The following is a 21,345-nucleotide window of genomic DNA, read 5'->3' on the forward strand; positions in this document are numbered from 1 at the left end:
CTGGCAGCAGATGTTCAACTTCGACCACTACGGCGAACTCCTGGCGCTGGTCCGCAACTCCCTCGTCGTCGGCGCCGCACTCGGCCTGGTCGGCGGCCTGGCCGGGGTCTTCGTCATGATGCGCGACCTGCCGTTCGCGGTGCACGGCATCAGTGAACTGTCCTTCGCGGGCGCCTCGGCGGCGCTGCTGCTGGGGACGAACATCGTGGCGGGCTCGATCACCGGCTCGCTCCTCGCGTCGGCCGCGATCGGTGTCCTGGGGACACGTGCCCGGGACCGCAACTCGGTCATCGGCATCATCATGCCGTTCGGCCTGGGCCTCGGCGTGCTCTTCCTGGCCCTCTACAAAGGCCGCGCGGCCAACAAGTTCGGGCTGCTCACCGGCCAGATCGTGGCCGTCGACACCCCGCAGACGACATGGCTGCTCGCCACCTCCGCCGTCGTCCTCGCGGCCCTGGCCGTCATGTGGCGACCGCTGACCTTCGCCAGCACCGACCCGGACGTCGCCGCGGCCCGCGGAGTGCCGGTGCGCGCGCTGTCCCTCGCCTTCATGCTCGTCCTCGGCCTCGCCGTCGCCCTGTCCGTCCAGATCGTCGGCGCCCTGCTGGTCCTCTCCCTGGTGGTCACACCGGCCGCCGCCGCGGCCCGGGTCACCGCGTCACCGGTCCTGTTGCCGCTGCTCAGCGTGGTCTTCGCGGTGGCGTCGATCGAGGGCGGCATCCTGCTCGCCCTGGGCAGCAGCATTCCCATCAGCCCCTACGTCACGACGATCTCGTTCCTCCTGTACGTCGTCTGCCGGTTGGCGGGCCGGCGCCGTTCGCGGAGATGGGGAGTGCGGGCCACGGGCGCCCAACCTGCCTAACCCTGCGGCCGCGTCGGCGGTGATGGCCGGTCAGCTTCAGGAATTGCGGCACCCGACCCGGATCCGCTCCGATGTCGCACACCTGCTTGTACGGCGCGTCGGGGAAGCCAGCCGTAGCACAGCGCAACGGGTGTGCCGTCGATCTCCCGCACGCCGACCGTGGTCTCGTACACGGCCGCGAGCACAGCCCGCGACATGATGCCGCCAACCGCCGCGTCGGCGACCACCCGGCCGGCGCGCAGACCTTTCCGGTGAGTCTCCAACAGGTCGCGGGCGGCGGGATCGAGGAGGGCGTACCGCGCGGAATTGCGCTGCCTGTACGGCAACAGGCCGAAGTCGGCGCTCGGGGTGCGGGCGAGGGCGAAGAGGTGGTCGCGTTCGCCGTAGCTCAGGCATAGGGCGCGGGTGACGGCCGTGAGCACGGCCTCGGAGACGTGCTGCAGTCCGGCGGTATCCCGGGTGAGGTGGTTCCGATGGGAGCCCAGGAAGTCGCCGAGGTCGCTGTCGTGCTCCGTTTCTCCAGTATCAGAGGGTGTGGTGGGGTGAGGCGCGAAGGTGGCCCAGCTGGACCCAGGTTCGGAAATCTCCGGCGACGGGCCGGTTCAGGTGTGCAGCCCGCGAAGCATGACGCCCAGGTAACGGCGGCCGGTTTCGAGACGGGTCTCCTGGTCGTCGGTGTGGATCTGGGCCGCGGTGGCGATCCCGCACATGAGAGGCCTCAGGTCCTCCCAGCTGACGACGGAGCGGACGGCGCCCGCCGCGTGTGCGCGCTCGAGCAGTCGGCCGGCCAAGGAGTCCATCTCATCGGTGAGCTCAGTGGTGCGCGGCAGGACACGATCCGGCGCCGAACGCACGACGGTGACGGAGGGGTCCGTCAGCTGCACTTCCAGCGTGGCGTTGAGGAAGTCCACGAATGCCTGCCAGGGATCGTCCCGGGTGAGTGCCTGCTCGGCGTGGGCGACCAGCATTTCCAGGCCTGGCGTCGCCACGGTCTCCATCAGCGCTTCCGGGTTCGGGAAATGCCGGTAGACGGTGGCCACTCCCACCCCGGCCAGGCGGGCGACGTCGTTGAGCTGCAGCGGCACTCCGTCGTCCACGAGCTGCCGCCCCACGTCGACGATGCGCTGCCAGTTGCGGGCAGCGTCCCTGCGCATCGGTGTTGTGGTCATACGCACAGGATAACCGGATAGCTCATCCGCCTAGTGCACGACCAAAGGCAATGACGTGATCGCCACGCCCCCCGGAACCATGCCCCATCCGTGTGGAATTGCTCCGTTCGGATTTCGTCCGGGGTATAGTCGGCCGGGCGTGGCGTACGAAACCGTATCGTTCACCTGGGTGATATCGAACGGCACCTGAAAGGCAGCGACCATGAGCACCACCAGCAAGGGCGGACTGCGGGTGCGGATCCGTACCAAGGACGGCTGGGCCGTCCCGCACGCCGTGCTGACCGTCACCGACATGACGGGCCGCCAGGCTCTGCGTCAGGAAGCATCGCAGGACGGCCTCGTGACCACCGACGCCCTGACCCCCGGAACGTACACGGCGATCGTCACCGCCGTCGGCTACGCCCCCGTCGCCGCCACCGCCGTCGTGACCGCCTCCGGCGGTGCCGACCTCGGCTCGCTCGTGCTGGCCAGGGCCGCAGGCGTGGAGCTGCCGCCGCCTGGTCCGTGGACGATCGACCCGGCGCATTCCTCGGTGCGGGCGGTCGCCCAGCACCTCGGACTGACCAGTGTGCACGGCCAGTTCAAGGAGTTCGGGGGGCGGATCACGGTGGCGGACAATCCACTGTGGTCGAGCGTGGAGGCGGTGATCGAGGCCGCCTCGATCGACACGGGCAACGCGATGCGCGACGGTCATCTGCGCTCCGCCGACTTCCTCGACACGGACGTGCACCCCAAGATCACCTTTCGTAGCACGGGCATCACCCCGGCGGGCGAGGCGCGTTGGACCATCCACGGCGAACTCGGCCTGCACGGCGTGACCCGCGCCGTCGATCTCGACCTCTCCTACCTCGGTACCGGCCCGGACCCGTGGGGCGGAGTGCGGGCGTCGTTCCACGCGAGCACCGAACTGCGGCGCGAGGACTTCGCCATGAACTACAACCAGGTCATCCAGGCGGGCATCGCGGCCGTCGGCGCGACCCTGCGCGTGGAGCTCGACATCCAGGCCGTCCAGGGCGAGCAACTTCCGCCCGCCGCCTGACAGTTCGGCGCTCGGCACAGCAGCGTCCGCCGCCCGGGATGTCCGGGCGGCGGACGCAACAGGCATGCGGGGTGTCCTTCAGCGACGGACACCCCGTCAACTGCCGGACCTGACCGCGGCCTTACTCCGTCTCCTTGTGCCCCAGCTGGATGTCGACGCCCTCGTGACTGCCGTTCAGCGTGACGTGGGTGGCCACCGGCGGATATCCACTGGCGATCACGGTGTACTGCTCGCTGGAGAGGTCGGTGAAGATGTAGCTCCCGTGGACGTCGGTGTTGCGCGTACCGATGACGTTGCCGGCGGCGTCGAGCACCGTCACCCGGGCATCCTCCAGCGCACGTCCGTCATGGGTCTGCACCGTGCCCCGCAACGTGGCCGCGACGGAGAGCTGGATGTCGGCGCGGACGATCTCGGCGGAGACGGAGACCGGCACCGCGGCGGGGCGATGGCCGGACGCGCTGGCGCTGAGCGTGTAGTCGCCGGGCATCAGGTCGCCGATCCGGTAGTCGCCGTCCATTCCGGTGGTGGCGGAGGCCGCCACATCACCCTGCTGGTGGGTGAGCACCACCAGCGCGCCGGGCAGTTCCTCGCCGGCTCCGCCGCGCACCGTGCCGGCCAGGCCACCCGGGGTGGGCAGCACCACCAGGTCGTGGGAGACGGGGGCACCGTTCAGCGTCAGCGTCGCCACCTGCGGCTGGTATCCGGACGCCGAACCGATGAGGACGAGGCTGCCGTGCTCGGTGGTCTTCACCGCGTACGAACCGTCCGCACGGGACGTGGCACGGGCCAGCTGTCGGCCCGAACCGTCCAGCAGGGTGATGGCGGCGTGGGCCACGGGTGCGCCGGCGCCGCTCCTCACCTGGCCGTGGATGACGGCCCCGTCGCCCAAGGTGTCGACCAGCGCGGGCACGGCGGGTGCGCCGGGTGTGGTCTCGGCTGGCGCCTCCGAGTCCTCCGCGGGCGTGCCGGCCCGCTGCTTCGTACGGAACAGCAGCGCCGTGACGACCACGGCGAAGGCGAAGAACCCGGCCGACCACCAGTAGGCGACCTCGTAGCTGTGCAGCGCCGCGTTCGCCTTGACCAGCGGGTCGGACAGATGGTCCTTGGCGTAGTTCGTGGCGGCCGTCGCGGCGAGGGTGTTGAGCAGCGCCGTACTGATCGAACCGCCCACCTGCTGGGTCGTGTTGAGGGCCGCCGAGGCCACGCCCTGATCGCTGGCCTGCACCCCGAGCGTCGCGTAGCTCATCGCGGCGGGCATCGACATGCCCAGCCCACCGCCGAGCAGCAGCAGCGGGCCCAGCACATGCGCGGCGTAACCGCTGTGCAGGTCCAGGCGGGTCAGCCAGACCATGCCTCCCACCGCCAGCAGCATGCCGATCGGTACGACGATCTTCGGGCCGATCCTCGGCACCAGCCAGTTGGTGGACAGCTGCGCCATCACCATCAGCGCGGCCACCATCGGCAGGAACGCCACACCGTTCTTGACCGGTGAATAGCCCAGCGTCCCCTGGAGGTAGTAGGTCAGGAAGAGGAAGACGCCGAACATCCCGGCGGAGGAGATGAGGATGGTCGACAGGGCGGCGGCGCGGTCGCGGTCGGCCAGGACGCGCAGCGGCAGCACGGGGTGCTTCGCCCGGGTCTGCCAGAGGAAGAACGCCACCAGCAGCACGGCTCCCGCGGTGAGGAAGCCCCAGGTCATCCAGTTGTCCCAGTCGTGCGTCTCCGCGTTGGCGAAGCCGTAGACGACGCCGAAGAGTCCGCCGGAGACCAGGACGACACCGAGGACGTCGAGCTTCGGGCGTTCGGTGGGGACGGAGCGGCCGAGGAAGACGACCGCGCCGATCAGCGCCGGAACCGCGATGACGTCGTTGACGTACAGCGTCCAGCGCCAGTCCAGGTACTCGGTGAGCAGACCGCCGAGGACCAGGCCGACGGCCGCGCCGGAGCCGGCGATCGCGCCGAAGATGCCGAAGGCCCTGGCGCGTTCCTTGGCCTCGGTGAACGTCGTGGTCAGCAGCGAGAGCGCGGCCGGTGCGAGCAGCGCGCCGAACAGCCCCTGCACCGCGCGCGCGACGACCAGCATGGTGAAGCCGTTCGCCGCGCCGCCGAGCGCGGAGGCCGCGGCGAAGCCGATGATGCCGACGATGAAGGTCGTCTTGCGGCCGAAGAGGTCGGCCAGCCGCCCGCCGAGCAGCAGCAGACTGCCGAAGGCCAGGGAGTAGGCGGTGACGATCCACTGCCGGCCGTTGTTGTCGAAGCCCAGGTCCTGTTGGGCGGACGGCAGCGCGATGTTCACGATGGTGGCGTCGAGTACGACCATGAGCTGGGCGAGACCGATCACGGCCAGCGCCCACCAACGGTGCTTCGACGCTTGGGTGTGGCCGGGAGGCCCGGCCTGGACGGCGGGGGCCGGGATGGCTTCCACGATGACGCTCCCTAGTGGTGCTGGGACTGCTCGGACCTTATCGATCCGAAACCGTTTCGTACGCCAACGTAGGCAGGTGAGCTGCGAAACTCAAACGTTTCGATAGGACGTCACGCGAAGTGTGGGGTGGCTCACAGGCAAGGCTCAAATGCCCGTACATTTCCCGCACATACTTCGCAAAAACCGACGTCGGCTGCCGCGCTCATTCCGGCGGCTCCAGACCCCAGGTCGCCGCCCGCCCGGCGGCCGCCGCCCTGTTGGGGACGTCGAGCTTGGCCAGGATGTGCTCGATGTGCGTGGCGACGGTGCGTACCGTCACGAAGAGGCGCTCGGCGATCTCGCGGTTGGTGCGGCCGGCGGTGAGTTCGGCCAGCACCTGTAGCTCGCGTGACGTGAGTCCGCCGGGTTGGCTCGCGGCGCCGCGCTCGACGGCGGTCGCGGTCCCCTCGGGCGGGTCCACGGCGGCCGCGAGGCAGTCGTCGAGCAGGTCGAGCACTTGTGCGCTCCCCGGACGGGTGGCGCGCCGCCGTTCCATGCTGAGGTTCAGCACTCCGACGTAGCGGCCGTCCTGGGCGAACAGGCAGCGGGTCAGGCCGTCCTCGAAACCGGACGGCTCGATCACCTCGCGGACGGTGGTGGAGAGGGCGCGCAGCCCGGGCGGCACATCGTGCAGCCACAGCGCGCCGCCGGGCCTGCGTACGCGGGCGAACAGCGGGTCCTCGTGGAGACGGACGCTCAGATGCTCCCGCGCGGCGGGCGTGTAGTCGTCGGCGAGGACGACGTGGCGGCGCAGCCGCGGGTCCCACCGGGCCAGCGACGCACGGTCGTGGTCGACGACCCCGGACAGCGCGCGGAGCACGTCGTGGGCGGGCCCGGTCCCCCGGGCGACGCGGCGCGCGGCCTCACGCACCCGCAGGGCTGCTTCCAGCACCGCCTCGGTGGACCCGGGACCGGCTATGTCGCCGTCATTCGTCGCGTGCGTCATGCACCACCTCCCCACCGAGGACGGTGAGCATAACCGGCATGTCCGGGATGGCGTGCGGGTCGACGGTGAGGAGATCTCCCGCCAGGACGCACAGGTCCGCGACCTTGCCGACCTCGAGAGAGCCCTTCCACTGCTCGGCGAAGTCCTGCCAGGCGGCGTCGATCGTGTACGTGCGCACGGCCTCGGCGAGCGCGATGCGCTGCCCCGGTCCGCTGACCCGGCCACTGGCCTTGGACTCGCGCAGCAGCATCGTGGCGATCCCCTGGCGCCAGTCGGGGAAGGTGACCGGTGCGTCGGAGCTGCTCGTCACCCTGACCCCGGCGTCGAGGGCGTCCCGGTACGGCCACTCGTAAGCGGCCCGCTCCGGACCGACGAACTCCTCCTCCAGGTCCGCGATGGTCCACTTGATGGTGGGGTTCATGTTGACGCCGAAGCCGTGCTCGGCGAGCGTCTTCATGCTGCGCGCGGTGAGGAAGTCGCCGTGGATGACGTAGTGCCGGGCATCGGGACGCGGCCGCGCGGCGGTCGCTGCGGCGAAGGCGTCGACGACGGTGTCGATGCCCCGGTCCCCGGTGACGTGCACGCCGACCTGGTGTCCGGCGTCGTGCGCGTGCCGGACCATCTCCGCGATCTCGGCCACCCGGTCCTCGTCGGTGGCGCCGCCCACGCACAGCGCGCCGCAGCCGCCGCCGAGGTAGGCCTCGTGCATCCAGGCCGTCCTGTTCGGCGGGATGCCGTCGGCGAAGATCTTGACCCCGATCACGTTGAGCCGTCGCGGGTCCTCGCTGTCCGGCACGTCGATCCCGTCCAGGGCGCGGGCGAAGCCGGACGCCGTGCTGGACATGCCGCTCGGCAGCAGCAGCACGCTCACACGGGCCGTCAGCTCGCCGTCGGCCAGCAGCCGACGGTAGACGTCGAGGGTCTCCCCCGACAGCGCCCCGCCCATCATGCGGTCACCGCCGGGGCCGAGACCCGGTTCGGTGTAACTGGTGATGCCCAGGCCACGCAGCTTGGCCAGGGTGGAGCGGATCGCCACGGCCCGAACCTCCGGAGTGAGCGGCGGCAGCGCCTGCTGGACCAGCACCTGGCCGCCCTCCTGGAACAGGCCGGTGGGCTCGCCCCGGTTGGTGACGACGACCCCGCCGGGCGGCGCCACGCTGTCCCGATCGACGCCGGCGACTGCCAGGGCCGCGGAGTTGACCCAGGTGGCGTGTCCGGAGAAGTCCAGCAGCAGCACCGGGTGGTCAGGGCTGACGGCGTCGAGGTCGTACCGGTCGGGCAGACGCGTGGGGTCCGCGGCGCACTCGGCCAGATAGCCCGGGTCCCAGCCGACACCGGTGATCCACTGCCCCACAGGGGTCCGCTCGGCCGCCAGGCGCACCGCCTCAGCCACGTCGGCGATGGACCGTACGGCCGGATGTCCGAGGTCGAGCGCCAGCGGCGGCGAACTGATCCCCCAAGCACACCCGTGCAGATGGGAGTCGTTGATACCGGGCAGCAGCGTGCCACCGTCCAGATCGACGACCCTGGTGTCCGGCCCGACGAGATCCTCCACGTCCGCACGGGCCCCTACGGCCGCGATGACGCCGTCGGTGACCGCCAGCGCGTGGGCCACCGTGAAGTCGGGATCGACGGTGAGCACGGAGCCGTTCACGAAGACCAGATCGGCGAAGCCGGACATGAAGTCCTCCCTGGGCGTACGCGGGTGCTGCGGCACGTCGCCTGCCGAAGGACACACCCGGAACTGCGCAAACTCTGCGCCTTCGCCGGGTGAGCGCGCATCGGTCATCCGACCGATACGTCAGCGCCGCTTACCGGCCTCCGAGGAGCCCATGCCCTGGCTGGCGCGGCGCATCGCCTCGTACAGCGCGGCGTCCTCCGGCGGGTCCGGAAGCGGTCCACGGGCCGGCGCCTGGAAGGACTGGATCATCCACGCCACCAGGCGACGCCAGGCGTCCGGGGCGGAATCGCCGATGGCACTGAGGACGCCGACGTTGGCCATCAGGAGCAGGACGAGATCGCGGCTGGTGAAGTCCTCGCGCAGGTGCCCGCTGTCCTTGGCGCGGTCGATGAGTTCGAGGAAGCCCTGGTACGCCTGGGCACGCAGCGCTTCCAGGGCCTCGGCGCCGGGGAAGCTCATGGTCATCATGTCGGCGAAGCCCCGGTCGGCGGCCTGCATCGCACAGACCTCCTCGATGTAACCCGTGAAGGCGTCCCACGGGTCCGGTTTGGCCAAGGCCTCGGCGGTGGCCTTTGCGTACGCCTCCATGCGGTCCGCGAAGACCGCGGCGACCAGCTCCTCCTTGGCGGGGAAGTGCCGGAAGATGGTGGCGATCCCCACCCCTGCCTCCCGTGCGACCGAGGCCATCGACGCGTGCAGTCCGTCGCGCCCGAAGACAGTGCGCGCGGCGGCGATGATCCGCCCGCGGTTGCGCTCGGCGTCGCTGCGCATGGGCTGGCCTGCGGAGTCCGTCGCGCCGCCGGTGCCGTGGACGTTCTGGTTCCGGGAGGTCATGGCCGCAACCCTACCAAACCGGAAAGCACGATCCGGTTACCGTGATCAGCTCGGGTCCTGAGCAGCCGCCCCCGCCTCCCGGTGATCGCGGATGACGGCGTCGAGGGTTCGCACCTCGTCGGGACGGAGAGACAGCCGGGCGGCGGCGGCCGAGTCAGTCGCCGTCTCCGGACGTCCGGCGCCACTGATCGGCAGGAGGACGGGGGAACGATGCAGCAGCCACGCGAGGAGCAGTCGCTGCGGCGAGACGCCGCGGTCGGCCGCGAGGGCCAGGAGGCGAGGTGAGGCCGTGGCCGCGTCCCAGCCCCGCAGCGGCGAGTACGCCATGAACGGAATGCCGTGGCGCTCGCATTCACGAAGGAGTTCGTCATCGCCGCCGTCGCATGCGGAGTACGGATTCTGTACGGCGTCGATCGCGGTGACCGTGCGCGCGGCGGCGAGGAGGGACAGGTCGACGTTGGATACACCGACGGCTCGGAGCTTTCCTTCCGCGCGCAACTCACCGAGGGCGCCGACGCTTTCGGCGAAGGGCACCTCCGCGTCGGGCCAGTGCAGGAAGTACAGATCGACCGTCTCCCGCCTCAGTGCCCGCAGGCTCCTCTCGACGTCCGCTCTCAGCGCGGCAGGACGGGCGTCGTTCCTCCATTCCGCCGACCCGGCTCGGAAATGACCTCCCTTGGTCGCCACCATCACGGAGCTCCCGTCCTGGCGGGCGGCGAGCACATCGCCGATGAGCCGCTCGTTGTGCGCCTCCTCATCGGCGGTCGTGTAGGCGCGAGCGGTGTCGATGAGGTTCACTCCGCCGTCGATCGCCGCGTTGATCGTCGCGGCCGCCGTCTCCCGGCTGAGGTCCGGCCGAAGCGACAGCGCGGCTCCGCCGAGGGCGACCGGCCAGACTCGACGCCCCGCCACTTCCCGTACCGCCGACTGGACTTGACCGTCCGATCGTCCCGCTCGGTCCATCACACGCTTCCTTCCGCACCCGTTGCACTCTAAGCAGATAACCCTATCCATTTTCCGTGGTAGCGTGAAGAGTGAACCGGAATGGCCTATCCGAATCAAGAACGGATAGGCCACTCCATCCTTCCGACGAAAGGCTTGACATGACCCGCATGTCGTTCGCCGACGCGGCACGCGTGTGCCTCACGGCCAAATACGCCACGTTCTCCGGTCGCGCACGACGCGCGGAGTACTGGTGGTTCTCACTGGTCTACGTCATCGCCACCGGCGCCGTCGCCGGAATCATCTTCGTGACGGAGACCCCGCTGCTGGGCGTCCTCCTCCTGCCGTTCATCGTGCCCATGCTGAGCGTCTCCGTACGCCGCTTGCACGACACCGGCAAGTCAGGCCGGAGGATGCTCATCGCGCTGATCCCCATAGCCGGCCCGGTCATGTACCTCGTGGGCATGACCGCGGACAGCGTCCCGACCACCAACGAGTACGGCCCCTCCCCCAAGGCTGTCGGCCACCTCGTCGGCTGAGCCGGCGCTCACTACCGGAGGCGCCGACGGGTTCAGCGAGGACATGAGGACGGCGGAAGCCTTGCGACCGTCCATGGGTTCACCGGCACCACGGACCGCGGCGCCCGCTGGCGCCCCTTCAACGTGCGATGCCCGGTCGGGCGCCGAAGCCTCTGACGTAGCGCTGGGTGGTGGCCGCGGCGGCGTTGACCACGGAGGTGGGCGAGGGCAGGGGCATCGCCCGCATGTGGTGCTCGCCCACGCCGAAGGAGTAGACGCCGAGTTCGAAGGTCATCGCGGATTCCTGGCTTCAGTTGCTGATCGCGGGCATGGCCCGCCGGTAGCGGGCGTCGGTGAGCTGGGAGACCAGGAACGCGGCGATGTCGGCGCGGCTCATGGCGGAGCCGATCCTGTCGTGGCCGAGGAAGCCCGAGCGGATGCGTCCGGTGGCGGGCTTGTTCGTGGGGACGGTGATGCGGGCGATGGTGTAGTCGAGGTCCGAGTCGGTGACGGCCGCGGTCATGCCCTTCAGTTCTGCCAGCGCGTTGGGGAACATCAGCCCCGCCATGACGGGTAGCACCTTGTGCTTCCAGTGCGGTCGGTCCTGGGGGTCCGCAAGCGAGGGCGTGGCGAGGCCGATGAAGCGGGTGACCTGCTCCGTCTCCATGGCCTTCACGACAGCGCGGGTTCCGTCGGTCACCTCGCGGCCGGTCGTGGACCGTTTCATCGACGGGCCGAGCGCGCTGATCACCGCGTCGGTGCCGCTCACGGCTCGCTCGACGGCATCGCGGTCCGACAACTGCCCGGTGACGACCGTGAGATGGGTGTGCGTGAGGGCGAGTTTGGCGGGGCTGCGGACCAGGGCCGTGACCTCGTGGCCGTAGTCGAGGAGCTGTTGGACAACGAGGCGCCCGATGGCGCCACTCGCACCGAGGACGGTGACGCGCATGAGAGGGGTTCCTTGCGATGAGGGGCAGTTGGGGATCAGAAGCTGTACGGGCCGAATCGGCCCCAGGCCACCAGGGCGGCCAGGGCGAGCAGGACGGCGTTGAAGGCGATCGCGCTCGGTTCCTTGCGGCGGGCGTGGGTGAGCGCGGCCAGCACCATCACCACGCCCAGACCGGTTGCGGCCAGCGGGGTCAGCACGGGGGCGATGTCGGTGGCCGCCGGCAGGATCAGGCCGAGCGCCGCCGCGAACTCGACGATGCCGATGAGGCGGACGGTGTTCTGCGAGAAGTCGGCCGTCCAGGGCAGCCGGCCGACGAGCTTCTCCTTCGGCTGGGTGGACTTCATGACGCCGGCCATGGCGAACATGGCGGCCAGCACGGCCTGGACTATCCACAAGAAGACGTTCATGCACGGGTTCCTTGGCAGAGGGGGACGGGCGGGGAGGCAGCGGACGCGCCTCCCCGTGAGCGGAGTGGGTGGCTCGATCAGGCGGTGAAGACGGCCTCGGAGCGGGCGCGGTCTTCGTGAAGCTGCCAGTACAGGGGGGCGATGTCCTCGGCCTCCGCGGTCGGGAAGCCTTCCGGGCCGCCCCCGCCGATCCAGACGCCGATCGCCACGTGCGCGGCGTGCACGCCGCTGCCGGCCAGCTCCTTGTCCAGGTTGAGCACCCAGTTGCGCAGGGCTGCTGAGGCGGCGTTGACGTTGCCGAGCATCGGCACCGGGTCGACGGAACCGCCGCCGGTGGTGAACAGCAGGGTCCCGGCGCCGGCCTCCCGCATCGCGGGCAGGACCGCCTGCGCGGCGGTGAGGGCGCCGTAGAGGTAGTACTCGATCTGCGGTTGCAGGTTGTCCACGGTGGACTCCGACGGGGTGGCCAGGGAATGACCGGGGACCGGGGAGTGCGCGGCCGGTGAGTACTCCAGTACGTCGATGGCGCCGAAGCGGGCCCGCACGGCGTCCAGAGCGGCGGTCAGGGAGGGCCGGTCGAGGACGTCGGCGGGGAACGCCTCGGCCGTGATGCCCTCCTCGGCGAGCTGGTCGACGAGGCTCTGGAGCTTCTCCTTGGTGCGGGCGATCAGGGCGACGTCGTAGCCGCGGCTGCCGAAGGTGCGGGCGATGGCCAGGCCCATGCCGGGGCCTGCACCGATGATGGCGATGGTGGGCATGCGGGACTCTTTTCCGTGACGGGGGTGGGCTTCAGGAGAGGGTGACGGCGACCTTGCCGGGGGTGGGCTTCAGGAGAGGGTGACGACGACCTTGCCGGGGGTGCCGGAGCCGAAGGCGGTGAACGCGTCCGCGGCCTGCTCCAGGGCGTAGGTCGCGGTGACGGGTACGCGCAGCGCCCCGGAGACGACCTGTTCGGCCAGGGTGGTCAGGGTCGCCGCGTTCGGGTCGGCCATGATCGGGTGGACGGTGACGGACTCGTCCTTGACGGCGTCCGGGGTCAGGCCCGCGGGTGAGGCGATCCGGCCGCCCGGCCGCAGCAGGCCGGCGAGCTGGGCGCCGTCGCCCGCCAGGTGCAGCACCGCGTCCACGCCGTCCGGCGCGACGGCGCGGACCTGGGCCTCCAGGTCGCCGGTGAAGTCGACCACGTGGACCGCGGTGTGGGTCAGGCCGGTGACGAAGTCGGTCTGGGTGCCGGGGCGAGCGGTCGCGATCACCCTTGCCCCGCGGGCGGCGGCGAGCTGTACGGCCAGCGATCCGACGCCGCCGCCGGCTCCGGAGATCAGCACCGTCTCGCCCTCGGCCAGGGCCACTGCGTTCAGGCTGTCCGAGGCCGTCGTCCCGGCGACGCCGAGCGCGCCCGCGTCCGCCTCCGCCAGGCCCGCCGGGAGCTTGGCGACGCCGTATCCGGCGGAGACGGTGACGTACTCGGCCAGCGACCCGGTGCCCAGGAACGGCTTCATCACGACCCCGAAGACCGCGTCACCGACGTCGAAGCCCGCCACGTCCGCGCCGAGCGCCTCGACGGTTCCCGCGAAGTCCTTGCCGAGCACCAGCGGGAAGCGGTGCTCCATCATGCCGTTCAGGTAGCCCGCGGCGACGGCGAGATCGAAGCCGTTCACCGAGGAGGCGGCAACCTTCACCAGCAGTTCTCCGGCCTCGGGGCGGGGCGGTTCCACCTCGCTCACGGCTGGGGCGGCCGGAACCGCGTCCAGAGTGACAGCACGCATGACAGCACCTCTCCATAAGTGGACCGGCCTTCCCGGTTCCGCTGCTTCCGAGCGTAACAGCAGAAGTGGGCCGCCTGTTCCACTTGGCTAGGATGGGGGCATGACCTCAACACCTTCCGACCGGAGCCCGGGCCAGGAGCCCGAGGCGAGACTGCGGGCCGACGCCGAGCGCAACCGCGACCTCATCCTGGCCGCCGCCCGCCGCCTCTTCGCCAGGGAAGGGCTCGGCGTGTCCATGGCCTCGGTCGCCCGCGAGGCGGGCGTCGGAAAAGCCACGCTCAGCCGACGCTTCGCCACCCGGGAGGAGCTCATCAACGCGGTCTTCGCCGACCGCATGGACGCCTACGCCGCCGCCGTCGCCGAGGCGCTCGCCGACCCCGACCCCTGGCACGGCTTCACCGGTTACATCCACGCCGTCTGCGCCATGCAGGCCGCCGACCGCGGCTTCGCCGACGTCCTGACCATGTCGTTCCCGGCCGCCAAGGCGCTGGAGGCCCGCCGTACCGAGTCGTACAACGGATTCCTCGAACTCATCGCCCGGGCTCGCAGCAGCGGGCACCTGCGCGCGGACTTCGTCCCGGAGGACCTGGTCATCCTGCAGATGGCCAACGCCGGCGTCATCGCCGCCGCCGACGACTCCGCCCCCGACGCCTGGCGCCGCCTCGTCGGCCACATGATCCGCTCCTACGCCGCACCCGGCGCACCGATCCCCCCGGTGCCCGATGCCCCGGCGCCTGCGGCCCTCTACCGCGCCATGGTCCGTCTCGCCCGCACCGGGCACGGCTCCGCCTAGGCCGACGTACGCCCGCGGGACCGTATGCCTGTCACCGCAGCCGACCCGGGGTCGGCCCACCCGACCTCCGGCGAGGCCCCGCCCCAACGCCCCTGTCGTGACGGACGAAAGCCGTTCCCGCCGCCGAGTCCGTCGGGACTAGCATGGTCACGCCGCTGAGCCGCGGCGTGAGGCACGTGTCCGGGAGGGCTCCTGAACAAGGTCACCATCAGGGATGTCGCCGAGCTCGCCCGGGTCTCCCAGTCGTCCGTGTCGAACTACTTCCACAAGCCCCACAAGCTCTCCGAGGCCACCCGGGAGCGGATCCGGCAGGCGGTGGACGCCCTGGGATTCGTGCCCAACGACGCGGCCCGCATCCTGCGCACCGGGGTCAGCCCGGTGATCGGCTACCTCGCGTTCGAGCTGGCCAGTGCGACGACCCCGGAGATCGCGGGCCCGGCTGGAGCAGCTACCAATGGCGCGTCCAGCTCGACATCGCCGACGTCACCCACCTGATCCGCCCCGGCCGCAACGCGCTCGGCATCACCCTGACCGGCGGCTGGTACACCGAGCGCTACGGCTTCCGCGACGCCGCCGAACGCTTCTACGAAGGACCGCCGACGGCCGCCGCGCAACTCACCCTGGAGTACGAGGACGGCACCGTCGACACGGTGACCACCGACGAACGGTGGCGCTGGGCACCCGGCCCCGTCGTGTCCGCCGGCCTGTACCAGGGCGAGACCTACGACGCCCGCCTGGCCGTACCCGACTGGGCCCGCCCCGCCTTCGACGACGCGCACTGGAACCCCGTACGACTCCCCCGCGTCCCCGACGTCACGCCGACCCCGCGCTCAGCACCCCCCGTACGCGTGATCGAGCACCGCTCCGTCGCACACGTCCTGACCTCACCGAGCGGCAGGACCCTCCTCGACTTCGGCCAGAACCTCGTCGGCCGGGTCCGCATCCGGGTCACCGGCGAGGCCGGACACACCATCACCCTGCGCCACGCCGAAGTCCTCGAACACGGCGAACTCGGCACCCGCCCCCTGCGCAACGCCGCGGCGACCGACCGCTACACCCTCAGCGGCGACGGCGAGGAGGTCTGGGAAGCGAAGTGGACCTTCCACGGTTTCCGCTACGTCGAAGTCGACGACTGGCCGGGCGAGTTCGACCCCGCCGACGTCACGGCGGCCGTGCTGCACACCGACATGGCCCGCACCGGCGACTTCACCACCTCCCACCCGCTGTTGCAGCGCTTCCACGACAACGTCGTGTGGGGCATGCGCGGCAACTTCCTCTCCCTGCCCACCGACTGCCCGCAGCGCGACGAACGCCTCGGCTGGACCGGCGACATCCAGGTCTTCGCCCCCACCGCCGCCTTCCTCTACGACTGCGACGCCTTCCTGCGCTCCTGGCTGGAGGACGTCAGGCTGGAGCAGCGTGCCGCGGACGGGGTGGTGCCGATGGTCGTCCCGGCCGTGATCCCCCAAGTACCCGGACTTCTCAAGCCCGTTGCCGCCTGGGGCGACGCCGTCACCGTCGTACCGTCCGTGCTGTGGGAACGCTACGCCGACCACGCCACGCTCAAGGACTGCTACGCGGCCATGGCGGCCTGGGTCGAGGTGGTGCGCGAGCGGGCCGGCAGTTCGCTGCTGTGGGAGGAAGGACTGCAGTTCGGCGACTGGCTCGATCCCGACGCGCCGCCCGAGCGGCCCGGGGAGGCCAAGACCGACGCGGGCATCGTGGCCACCGCGTACTTCCACCGCTCGGCGCACCTCACCGCGCAGACAGCCGCTCTCCTCGGCCTGGAAGGTGACGCCCGTCGCTTCTCGGAGCTGGCGGAGCGGATCGCCGAGGCCTTCCGCGGCGCCTACGTCACGCCGCACGGGCGCATGATGTCCGACTCCCCCACCGCGTACGCGCTCGCCATCGTCTTCGACCTCGTCCGCGACGAGCGCCGGCAGGCCCTGGGCGATCGCCTGCGCGACCTGGTCCGCGCCGCCGGCTATCGCATCGCGACCGGCTTCGTCGGCACCCCGATCGTCTGCGAGGCGCTGACAGCGACCGGCCACGCCGCGGCCGCCTCACGGCTGCTGACGCAGACGGAATGCCCCTCCTGGCTGTATCCCGTCACCATGGGCGCGACCACGGTGTGGGAACGCTGGGACTCCATGCTGGAGGACGGCTCGATCAACCCCGGCCAGATGACGTCCTTCAACCACTACGCGCTGGGCGGCGTGGCCGACTGGCTGCACCGCGGCGTCGCCGGACTGGCCCCGCTGGAACCGGCGTACCGGGTCATCCGCATCGCGCCGACGCTGCTCGACGACCTGGACGACGCCTCGGTGTGGCACGAGACGCCGTACGGACGCGCCGAAGCCGGGTGGCGCCGCGACGGCGATGACGTCACCTTCCACGCCCGGATCCCTCCGAACACGCTCGCCGTCGTCGAGCTGCCTTCCGGAGCCCGCCACGTCGTGGGCAGCGGCGCCCACACCTGGGTCGAGCACCATTCCCGGCCGACGTCACCGCGCGGCCCACTGAGTCTCGGCAGCGGCCTGGACACCGTCATCGACGACCGGACGGCGTACCAGGCCGTCCTGGACGCCATACGCGGGATCGACGAGGTGCGCGCGGACACGTTTCGCCGTACGACGCGATGGTGGCGCGGCCGAGAACTGCGCGAACCCCTGGACAAGGCACCCCTGCCGGTCCTCACGGCGGTGGAACGGGCCCTGGCCGAACTGCCGCCCCACGACGGTTGGTGCGGGCGACCGTGAGCTCCCCGCTCCAGCCGCACGGCCTAGCGCAGCAGCAGGTCGATCACGCCGGTCAGGTCCTCCTCTCCGCTGCCTTCGGCGAGGCGGCGGCGCATCAACTCGAAGTAGGGGGTGAGCAGTTCCGGGCTGACGCCCTGCTGTTCGGCGGTGCTCAGGAAGGTCGGCGTGCCGGCCACCTGCATGGCGAGGTTGGACACGACTCCCTTGGTGTAGTCGCCGCTCCGCAACTGGTCGGCGGTCTGATGAACCGCCGGGGCCATCGCGACCAGCCAGTCGGCGAGCAGGGGGGCGAGCGAGGCGGGGTCGATGTCCTCCTTGCGGATCAGCGCGAAGGCGTGCGCGGCCCCGGCGAACATCCCGTACATGGCGCTGAGCAGTGCCACGTCGTGCAGAGCGGCGAAGCCCGCGTCCTGGCCGACGTAGGTGGTTCCGGCCGGGACGCCCAAGGTCTCCCGGTGTCCCTCGAACACCTCCTGCGAACCGCTGTAGAAGACGTAGCCTCCGGCTTCCGGGACGCCGATCATCGGCGGGACCGCCATGATTCCGCCGTCCAGGTAGCGGGCGCCGTGCGCGCGAGCCCACTCGGCGCGGGCGCGGGCCTGGGCGGGTGTGCTCGTGGTCAGGTTGACCAGGTCCCTGCCGGTCAGGTCGATGCCGGTCAGCGCCTCGCCGACCGAGGCGTCGTCCAGTAGACATACGACGACGAGGGGGTTGACCGCGACCGCCTCAGCCGCGCTGTCCGCGACGTTCGCGCCCTCGGCGGCGAGCGCCGCGGCGCGGGCCGGACTGCGGTTCCAGACGGTCAGCGGGTGGCCGGCGGCCAGCCACGCCCGAGCGAGGGCGGTGCCCATCGCGCCGAGGCCCAGCAGGGTGACGGGGGTCTTCTCAACGGTGTTCTGTGTCATGCGGATTAGGCTGGTCGCAGGCCCGGAGGTGATCAAGTACGCACTTGGTAGTGGGTGGTTACCCCGGGGTGAGTGAGCACCTCGGAAGGGTGGGGGCATGACGACGCTGAACCGGCCGGGCGCAGCACAGGGGCACGTCTGCGGGATCGACACCGCGATGGAAGTGATCGGCGGCAAGTGGAAGGTGCTGATCCTCTGGGCGCTCCACGAGCACCCCTACCGACGCTTCGGCGAACTGCGCCGACTGGTCCCCGGGATCACCGAGAAGGTGCTGGCCTCTCACCTGCGCGAGATGGAAGCGGACGGTGTCGTACGCCGTGTCGCCTACGACGAGGTGCCGCCCCGGGTCGAGTACTCGCTGACCGAGGAGGGCACACGCCTCAACGAGGCGCTCAGGCCGCTGGCCGCATGGGGACGTGATCGGTCGACGTCGGGCCAGGATCTTCGGTGAAAGCGCCGGTCACAGCCGCATGGGCGCCGCAGATTCCGGTCGGGAATGAACTCCGACCTTGATTGTTGAAAGTGGTATGAAAAAGATCGGGTTCCTGTCCTTCGGACACTGGACACCATCGCCGCACTCTCAGACGCGCTCCGCCTCGGACGCCCTCCTCCAGGCGATCGACCTCGCGGTGGCCGCGGAGGAGCTGGGTGCCGACGGCGCGTACTTCCGTGTCCATCACTTCGCGCGGCAGTACGCCTCGCCGTTCCCGCTGCTCGCCGCCATCGGCGCGCGTACCAGCCGCATCGAGATCGGCACCGGCGTGATCGACATGCGCTACGAGAACCCGCTGTACATGGCCGAGGACGCGGGCGCCGCGGACCTGATCTCGGGCGGCCGACTGCAGCTCGGCATCAGCCGGGGCTCCCCGGAGCAGGTCATCGACGGCTGGCGGCACTTCGGGCATCTGCCGTCCGAGGGAGCCACCGACGCCGACATGGCACGCGCTCACACGGAGCGGCTCCTCGACGTGCTGAGGGGCGAGGGATTCGCCGAGCCCAACCCGAACCCGATGTTCTCCAACCCGCCGGGGCTGCTGCGCGTCGAACCGCACTCCGAAGGCCTGAGGGACCGTATCTGGTGGGGGTCCAGCTCGAACGCCACCGCGGCATGGGCGGCCGGCCTCGGGATGAACCTGCAGAGCTCGACCCTCAAGGACGACGAGAGCGGCGAACCGCTGCACGTCCAGCAGCGCAAGCAGATCGAGGTCTACCGCGAGGCCTGGCGGGAGGCGGGGCACACCCGTGAGCCGCGGGTGTCGGTCAGCCGCAGCATCTTCGCCCTGGTCGACGACCGTGACCGCGCCTACTTCGGCCGTGAGGGCAACTCCAAGGACCAGATCGGCTACATCGACGCCAACACCCGCGCGATCTTCGGCCGTTCCTACACCGCCGAACCCGACGTCCTGGTCAAGCAGCTCGCCCAGGACGAAGCGGTCGCCGCCGCCGACACCCTGCTCCTCACCGTGCCGAACCAGCTCGGAGTCGCCTACAACGCCCACGTGATCGAGAGCATCCTGACCCACGTGGCCCCGGCACTGGGCTGGCGCTGAGCACCACCCACCCCTCCCCGCGGCCCCTGCGCACCCGCGCGCGCAGGGGCCGCTCTGCGGCTCAGTGTTCGCAGAGGGAGAACTCCCGTTCGTAGAGCTGCTCGTTGTGCTCGTCGACGAAGAACTTGCGTTCCTGCATGAGCTGGTCGCGGTACTCCTTGGCCTGCTCCAGCGTCATGGTCGAGGAGTCGGACCACGGCTGCTGCGGAGGCACATCGGAGGTCGAGACGATCCTCTGCGACGGGTCCACCAGGAAGAACACGAGGATCTTGCGATGTCCCGGGCGGGTCGGGTCCGCGAGACGGAACGAACCGACGCGGTGCTGCAGGACGTTCGGGAAGGCCAGGCAGCGCCCCGCGGGCGTGGACGCCGAGCCCAGAACCTGGTTCAGGGCGTCCTCGTCCTCCAGGCCGTAGACCTCGCGCACACCGTTGTCGTCGTTCTGCTCGTAGCTCGGGTCGTCGAGTGCCGCCCGGAAACTCAGGTGGCTGTCGGTGATGTTCTCGTTGTCCCAGTAGTAGATGCCGGTCGAGACGATCCGCTCGTTCAGCATCCCCTCGACATGCCAGGAGCCGCCGGGGTACTCGGGCCGGTCGGGGGTGAGGTGAATGGCGGCGACCTTGACGATGACCTGGAGAGAGCGGCCGCGCAGGTCGATGCGGGCCGACGCGTCGGGCATCTGGGGCGGCGTGAAGGCGGGGGCGTCCGGGACGACCGGACGGCGGTTCTCCCACCAGGTGTCGTGCGCTTCTTCCCATGCCTCGACGGCTTCGGCGTACGCCTCTTCATCGCCGTAGGAGGACTCGTCCGGGTACTCCGGCTCCGAGTCGTACCACCCGTACGGATCGGCCGTGATCCGCAGCGGTCGCGGATGGCGCAGGTCGGTCAGCACGTTCTCCCAGAGCGGGCGGAAGCGGGCGCACAAGTCCGGCAGCACGGCGAGCAGTTCGCGATGCGTCTCGGGGTGGACGTTGTTGACGTAGGACCGGAAGGCGACGGCGCCGTCCTCGCTGACGTCCACGTCCGTCGGCAGCCACTGGAACTTCTCCGAGAACTCGTACTTCGAGTAGCGGTCCGTCGGATTGTGCCAAGCCCGCTCCGGTTCGCCGCTCACGCCTCTCACCAGGCAGAACAGCGAGGGGTGGACCAGATCCAGTACGAGGCCGTCGGACCCGGGATGCCAGTCCTGTTCCCCTTCGGGGACCTCCTCCAGAGCCCGCACCGCCTCACGCAGCCGCACTCCGAGCTCATCCTCGACGAGGGTGTCCGACTGCCACACTCCGTCGACGGCGGACACCTCGATGCCGGTGCGCGCGTCGCGCAGGGCGGCGTAGTGCCGCAGTTCGGACAGCACGTAGTCGACCTGCGCCTCGGTGAGGCCCTGGTCGATCGCTTCCCGCGTCCACCTGGCGACGATGTCGGCGTCGTTCATCTTGTCGAACCATCGCGGCTTCGCCCGGATCTGTGCACTGCACTCCATCATCTGGAGCTCCCGCAGTGTCCGGGGAGTCGCGAACCCTATGGAACGGGAGGCTTGGAAGGGCAACGGAAACGCGGACAGGTCAGTCAACTCTCTGATTCTTCCCGGTAGGTGAGTGGTGGCCGGAACGATACGGGAGGCCACTGACACCACCGGGTCGTACTCGTCCCGCCTGACAGCCGTCTCATCGGCTCGCCCTCGGATTCGTACAGCTGGGTGACAGACAGGAATGTGATCGTGCTTTGCGGACAGGTGAACCGGGTTACCCGGAAAACAGTCGG

General features: G+C 70.4%; 22 protein-coding genes and 1 pseudogene. 8 read left to right on the forward strand and 15 right to left on the reverse strand.

Annotated features, from left to right (window positions below; genetic code table 11):
• The first annotated feature begins 10 nt into the window (after positions 1–10).
• Positions 11–862 carry a metal ABC transporter permease gene (locus tag IQ210_RS42135; protein ID WP_194084615.1) on the forward strand — a complete coding sequence of 284 codons (852 nt, stop codon included), beginning with the start codon at positions 11–13 and terminating at the stop codon, positions 860–862.
• Here the strand turns inward: IQ210_RS42135 and IQ210_RS42140 are convergent.
• Positions 859–1,284: a hypothetical protein gene (locus IQ210_RS42140; protein WP_194084546.1), complete on the reverse strand. Its 426-nt coding sequence runs from the start codon at positions 1,282–1,284 to the stop codon at positions 859–861. The two genes, IQ210_RS42135 and IQ210_RS42140, sit on opposite strands and share 4 nt — an antisense overlap.
• 180 nt (positions 1,285–1,464) lie before the next feature.
• On the reverse strand, positions 1,465–2,031 hold the full coding sequence (locus IQ210_RS42145; RefSeq protein ID WP_194084547.1) for a TetR/AcrR family transcriptional regulator: 567 nt from the start codon (positions 2,029–2,031) through the stop codon (positions 1,465–1,467).
• 202 nt (positions 2,032–2,233) lie between these two features.
• Here IQ210_RS42145 and IQ210_RS42150 point away from each other — a divergent pair, with 202 nt between their 5' ends.
• Positions 2,234–3,070: a YceI family protein gene (locus IQ210_RS42150; protein WP_194084548.1), complete on the forward strand. Its 837-nt coding sequence runs from the start codon at positions 2,234–2,236 to the stop codon at positions 3,068–3,070.
• Positions 3,071–3,191: 121 nt separating this feature from the next.
• Here the strand turns inward: IQ210_RS42150 and IQ210_RS48570 are convergent, their stop codons facing one another.
• The 6 genes and pseudogenes from IQ210_RS48570 to IQ210_RS42175 all read right to left on the reverse strand — a co-directional run bounded on the left by IQ210_RS48570 (position 3,192) and on the right by IQ210_RS42175 (position 9,958).
• Positions 3,192–3,980, reverse strand: a complete 789-nt coding sequence (locus tag IQ210_RS48570) for an MSCRAMM family protein (RefSeq protein ID WP_407699746.1) — start codon at positions 3,978–3,980, stop codon at positions 3,192–3,194.
• A gap of 30 nt (positions 3,981–4,010) precedes the next feature.
• A pseudogene (locus tag IQ210_RS48575) lies at positions 4,011–5,495 on the reverse strand (MFS transporter); the annotation flags it as partial.
• A 202-nt stretch (positions 5,496–5,697) separates the two neighbouring features.
• The gene (locus IQ210_RS42160; protein ID WP_228049445.1) at positions 5,698–6,480 is read right to left on the reverse strand and encodes a helix-turn-helix transcriptional regulator; all 783 of its coding nucleotides are present in this window, start codon (positions 6,478–6,480) and stop codon (positions 5,698–5,700) included.
• A complete protein-coding gene (locus tag IQ210_RS42165) occupies positions 6,461–8,161 on the reverse strand; it encodes an amidohydrolase (RefSeq protein ID WP_194084549.1) in 1,701 nt (566 codons plus the stop codon). Before IQ210_RS42165 ends, IQ210_RS42160 begins: the two co-directional genes overlap by 20 nt.
• A gap of 120 nt (positions 8,162–8,281) precedes the next feature.
• A complete protein-coding gene (locus tag IQ210_RS42170) occupies positions 8,282–8,995 on the reverse strand; it encodes a TetR/AcrR family transcriptional regulator (protein WP_194084550.1) in 714 nt (237 codons plus the stop codon).
• A 45-nt stretch (positions 8,996–9,040) separates the two neighbouring features.
• A complete protein-coding gene (locus IQ210_RS42175) occupies positions 9,041–9,958 on the reverse strand; it encodes an aldo/keto reductase (RefSeq protein WP_194084551.1) in 918 nt (305 codons plus the stop codon).
• A 140-nt stretch (positions 9,959–10,098) separates the two neighbouring features.
• Here IQ210_RS42175 and IQ210_RS42180 point away from each other — a divergent pair, with 140 nt between their 5' ends.
• Positions 10,099–10,476, forward strand: a complete 378-nt coding sequence (locus tag IQ210_RS42180) for a DUF805 domain-containing protein (protein ID WP_228049446.1) — start codon at positions 10,099–10,101, stop codon at positions 10,474–10,476.
• Between the two features lie 118 nt (positions 10,477–10,594).
• Here IQ210_RS42180 and IQ210_RS42185 read toward each other — a convergent pair whose 3' ends face one another.
• The 5 genes from IQ210_RS42185 to IQ210_RS42205 all read right to left on the reverse strand — a co-directional run bounded on the left by IQ210_RS42185 (position 10,595) and on the right by IQ210_RS42205 (position 13,577).
• Positions 10,595–10,750: a hypothetical protein gene (locus IQ210_RS42185; RefSeq protein ID WP_194084628.1), complete on the reverse strand. Its 156-nt coding sequence runs from the start codon at positions 10,748–10,750 to the stop codon at positions 10,595–10,597.
• A 15-nt stretch (positions 10,751–10,765) separates the two neighbouring features.
• A complete protein-coding gene (locus IQ210_RS42190) occupies positions 10,766–11,404 on the reverse strand; it encodes an NAD(P)-dependent oxidoreductase (protein ID WP_194084552.1) in 639 nt (212 codons plus the stop codon).
• Between the two features lie 35 nt (positions 11,405–11,439).
• Positions 11,440–11,811, reverse strand: coding sequence for a DoxX family protein (locus tag IQ210_RS42195; protein ID WP_194084553.1), 372 nt, complete (start codon positions 11,809–11,811; stop codon positions 11,440–11,442).
• Between the two features lie 77 nt (positions 11,812–11,888).
• Positions 11,889–12,569 (reverse strand): SDR family NAD(P)-dependent oxidoreductase, encoded by a 681-nt coding sequence (locus IQ210_RS42200; protein WP_194084554.1) that lies wholly within the window; start codon positions 12,567–12,569, stop codon positions 11,889–11,891.
• Between the two features lie 69 nt (positions 12,570–12,638).
• Complete coding sequence (locus IQ210_RS42205) at positions 12,639–13,577, reverse strand: NADP-dependent oxidoreductase (RefSeq protein WP_194084555.1); 939 nt, start codon at positions 13,575–13,577, stop codon at positions 12,639–12,641.
• Between the two features lie 100 nt (positions 13,578–13,677).
• Here IQ210_RS42205 and IQ210_RS42210 point away from each other — a divergent pair, with 100 nt between their 5' ends.
• From IQ210_RS42210 to IQ210_RS42220, 3 genes are all read left to right on the forward strand, one after another.
• Positions 13,678–14,370: a TetR/AcrR family transcriptional regulator gene (locus IQ210_RS42210; protein ID WP_194084556.1), complete on the forward strand. Its 693-nt coding sequence runs from the start codon at positions 13,678–13,680 to the stop codon at positions 14,368–14,370.
• A 207-nt stretch (positions 14,371–14,577) separates the two neighbouring features.
• Positions 14,578–14,865 carry a LacI family DNA-binding transcriptional regulator gene (locus IQ210_RS42215; protein WP_256784080.1) on the forward strand — a complete coding sequence of 96 codons (288 nt, stop codon included), beginning with the start codon at positions 14,578–14,580 and terminating at the stop codon, positions 14,863–14,865.
• Complete coding sequence (locus tag IQ210_RS42220) at positions 14,865–17,129, forward strand: alpha-L-rhamnosidase (protein WP_322658134.1); 2,265 nt, start codon at positions 14,865–14,867, stop codon at positions 17,127–17,129. Before IQ210_RS42215 ends, IQ210_RS42220 begins: the two co-directional genes overlap by 1 nt.
• A gap of 23 nt (positions 17,130–17,152) precedes the next feature.
• Here the strand turns inward: IQ210_RS42220 and IQ210_RS42225 are convergent, their stop codons facing one another.
• A complete protein-coding gene (locus IQ210_RS42225) occupies positions 17,153–18,034 on the reverse strand; it encodes an NAD(P)-dependent oxidoreductase (protein WP_194084557.1) in 882 nt (293 codons plus the stop codon).
• Between the two features lie 97 nt (positions 18,035–18,131).
• Between IQ210_RS42225 and IQ210_RS42230 the strand changes: the two genes are divergently transcribed.
• The gene (locus IQ210_RS42230; protein WP_194084558.1) at positions 18,132–18,485 is read left to right on the forward strand and encodes a winged helix-turn-helix transcriptional regulator; all 354 of its coding nucleotides are present in this window, start codon (positions 18,132–18,134) and stop codon (positions 18,483–18,485) included.
• 76 nt (positions 18,486–18,561) lie between these two features.
• Positions 18,562–19,584, forward strand: coding sequence for an LLM class flavin-dependent oxidoreductase (locus tag IQ210_RS42235; protein WP_194084559.1), 1,023 nt, complete (start codon positions 18,562–18,564; stop codon positions 19,582–19,584).
• A 61-nt stretch (positions 19,585–19,645) separates the two neighbouring features.
• Here the strand turns inward: IQ210_RS42235 and IQ210_RS42240 are convergent, their stop codons facing one another.
• The gene (locus tag IQ210_RS42240) at positions 19,646–21,154 is read right to left on the reverse strand and encodes a DUF4246 domain-containing protein (RefSeq protein ID WP_194084560.1); all 1,509 of its coding nucleotides are present in this window, start codon (positions 21,152–21,154) and stop codon (positions 19,646–19,648) included.
• Positions 21,155–21,345: the final 191 nt, after the last annotated feature.

Source organism: Streptomyces justiciae (genome assembly GCF_015163075.1).
Classification (GTDB): domain Bacteria; phylum Actinomycetota; class Actinomycetes; order Streptomycetales; family Streptomycetaceae; genus Streptomyces; species Streptomyces justiciae.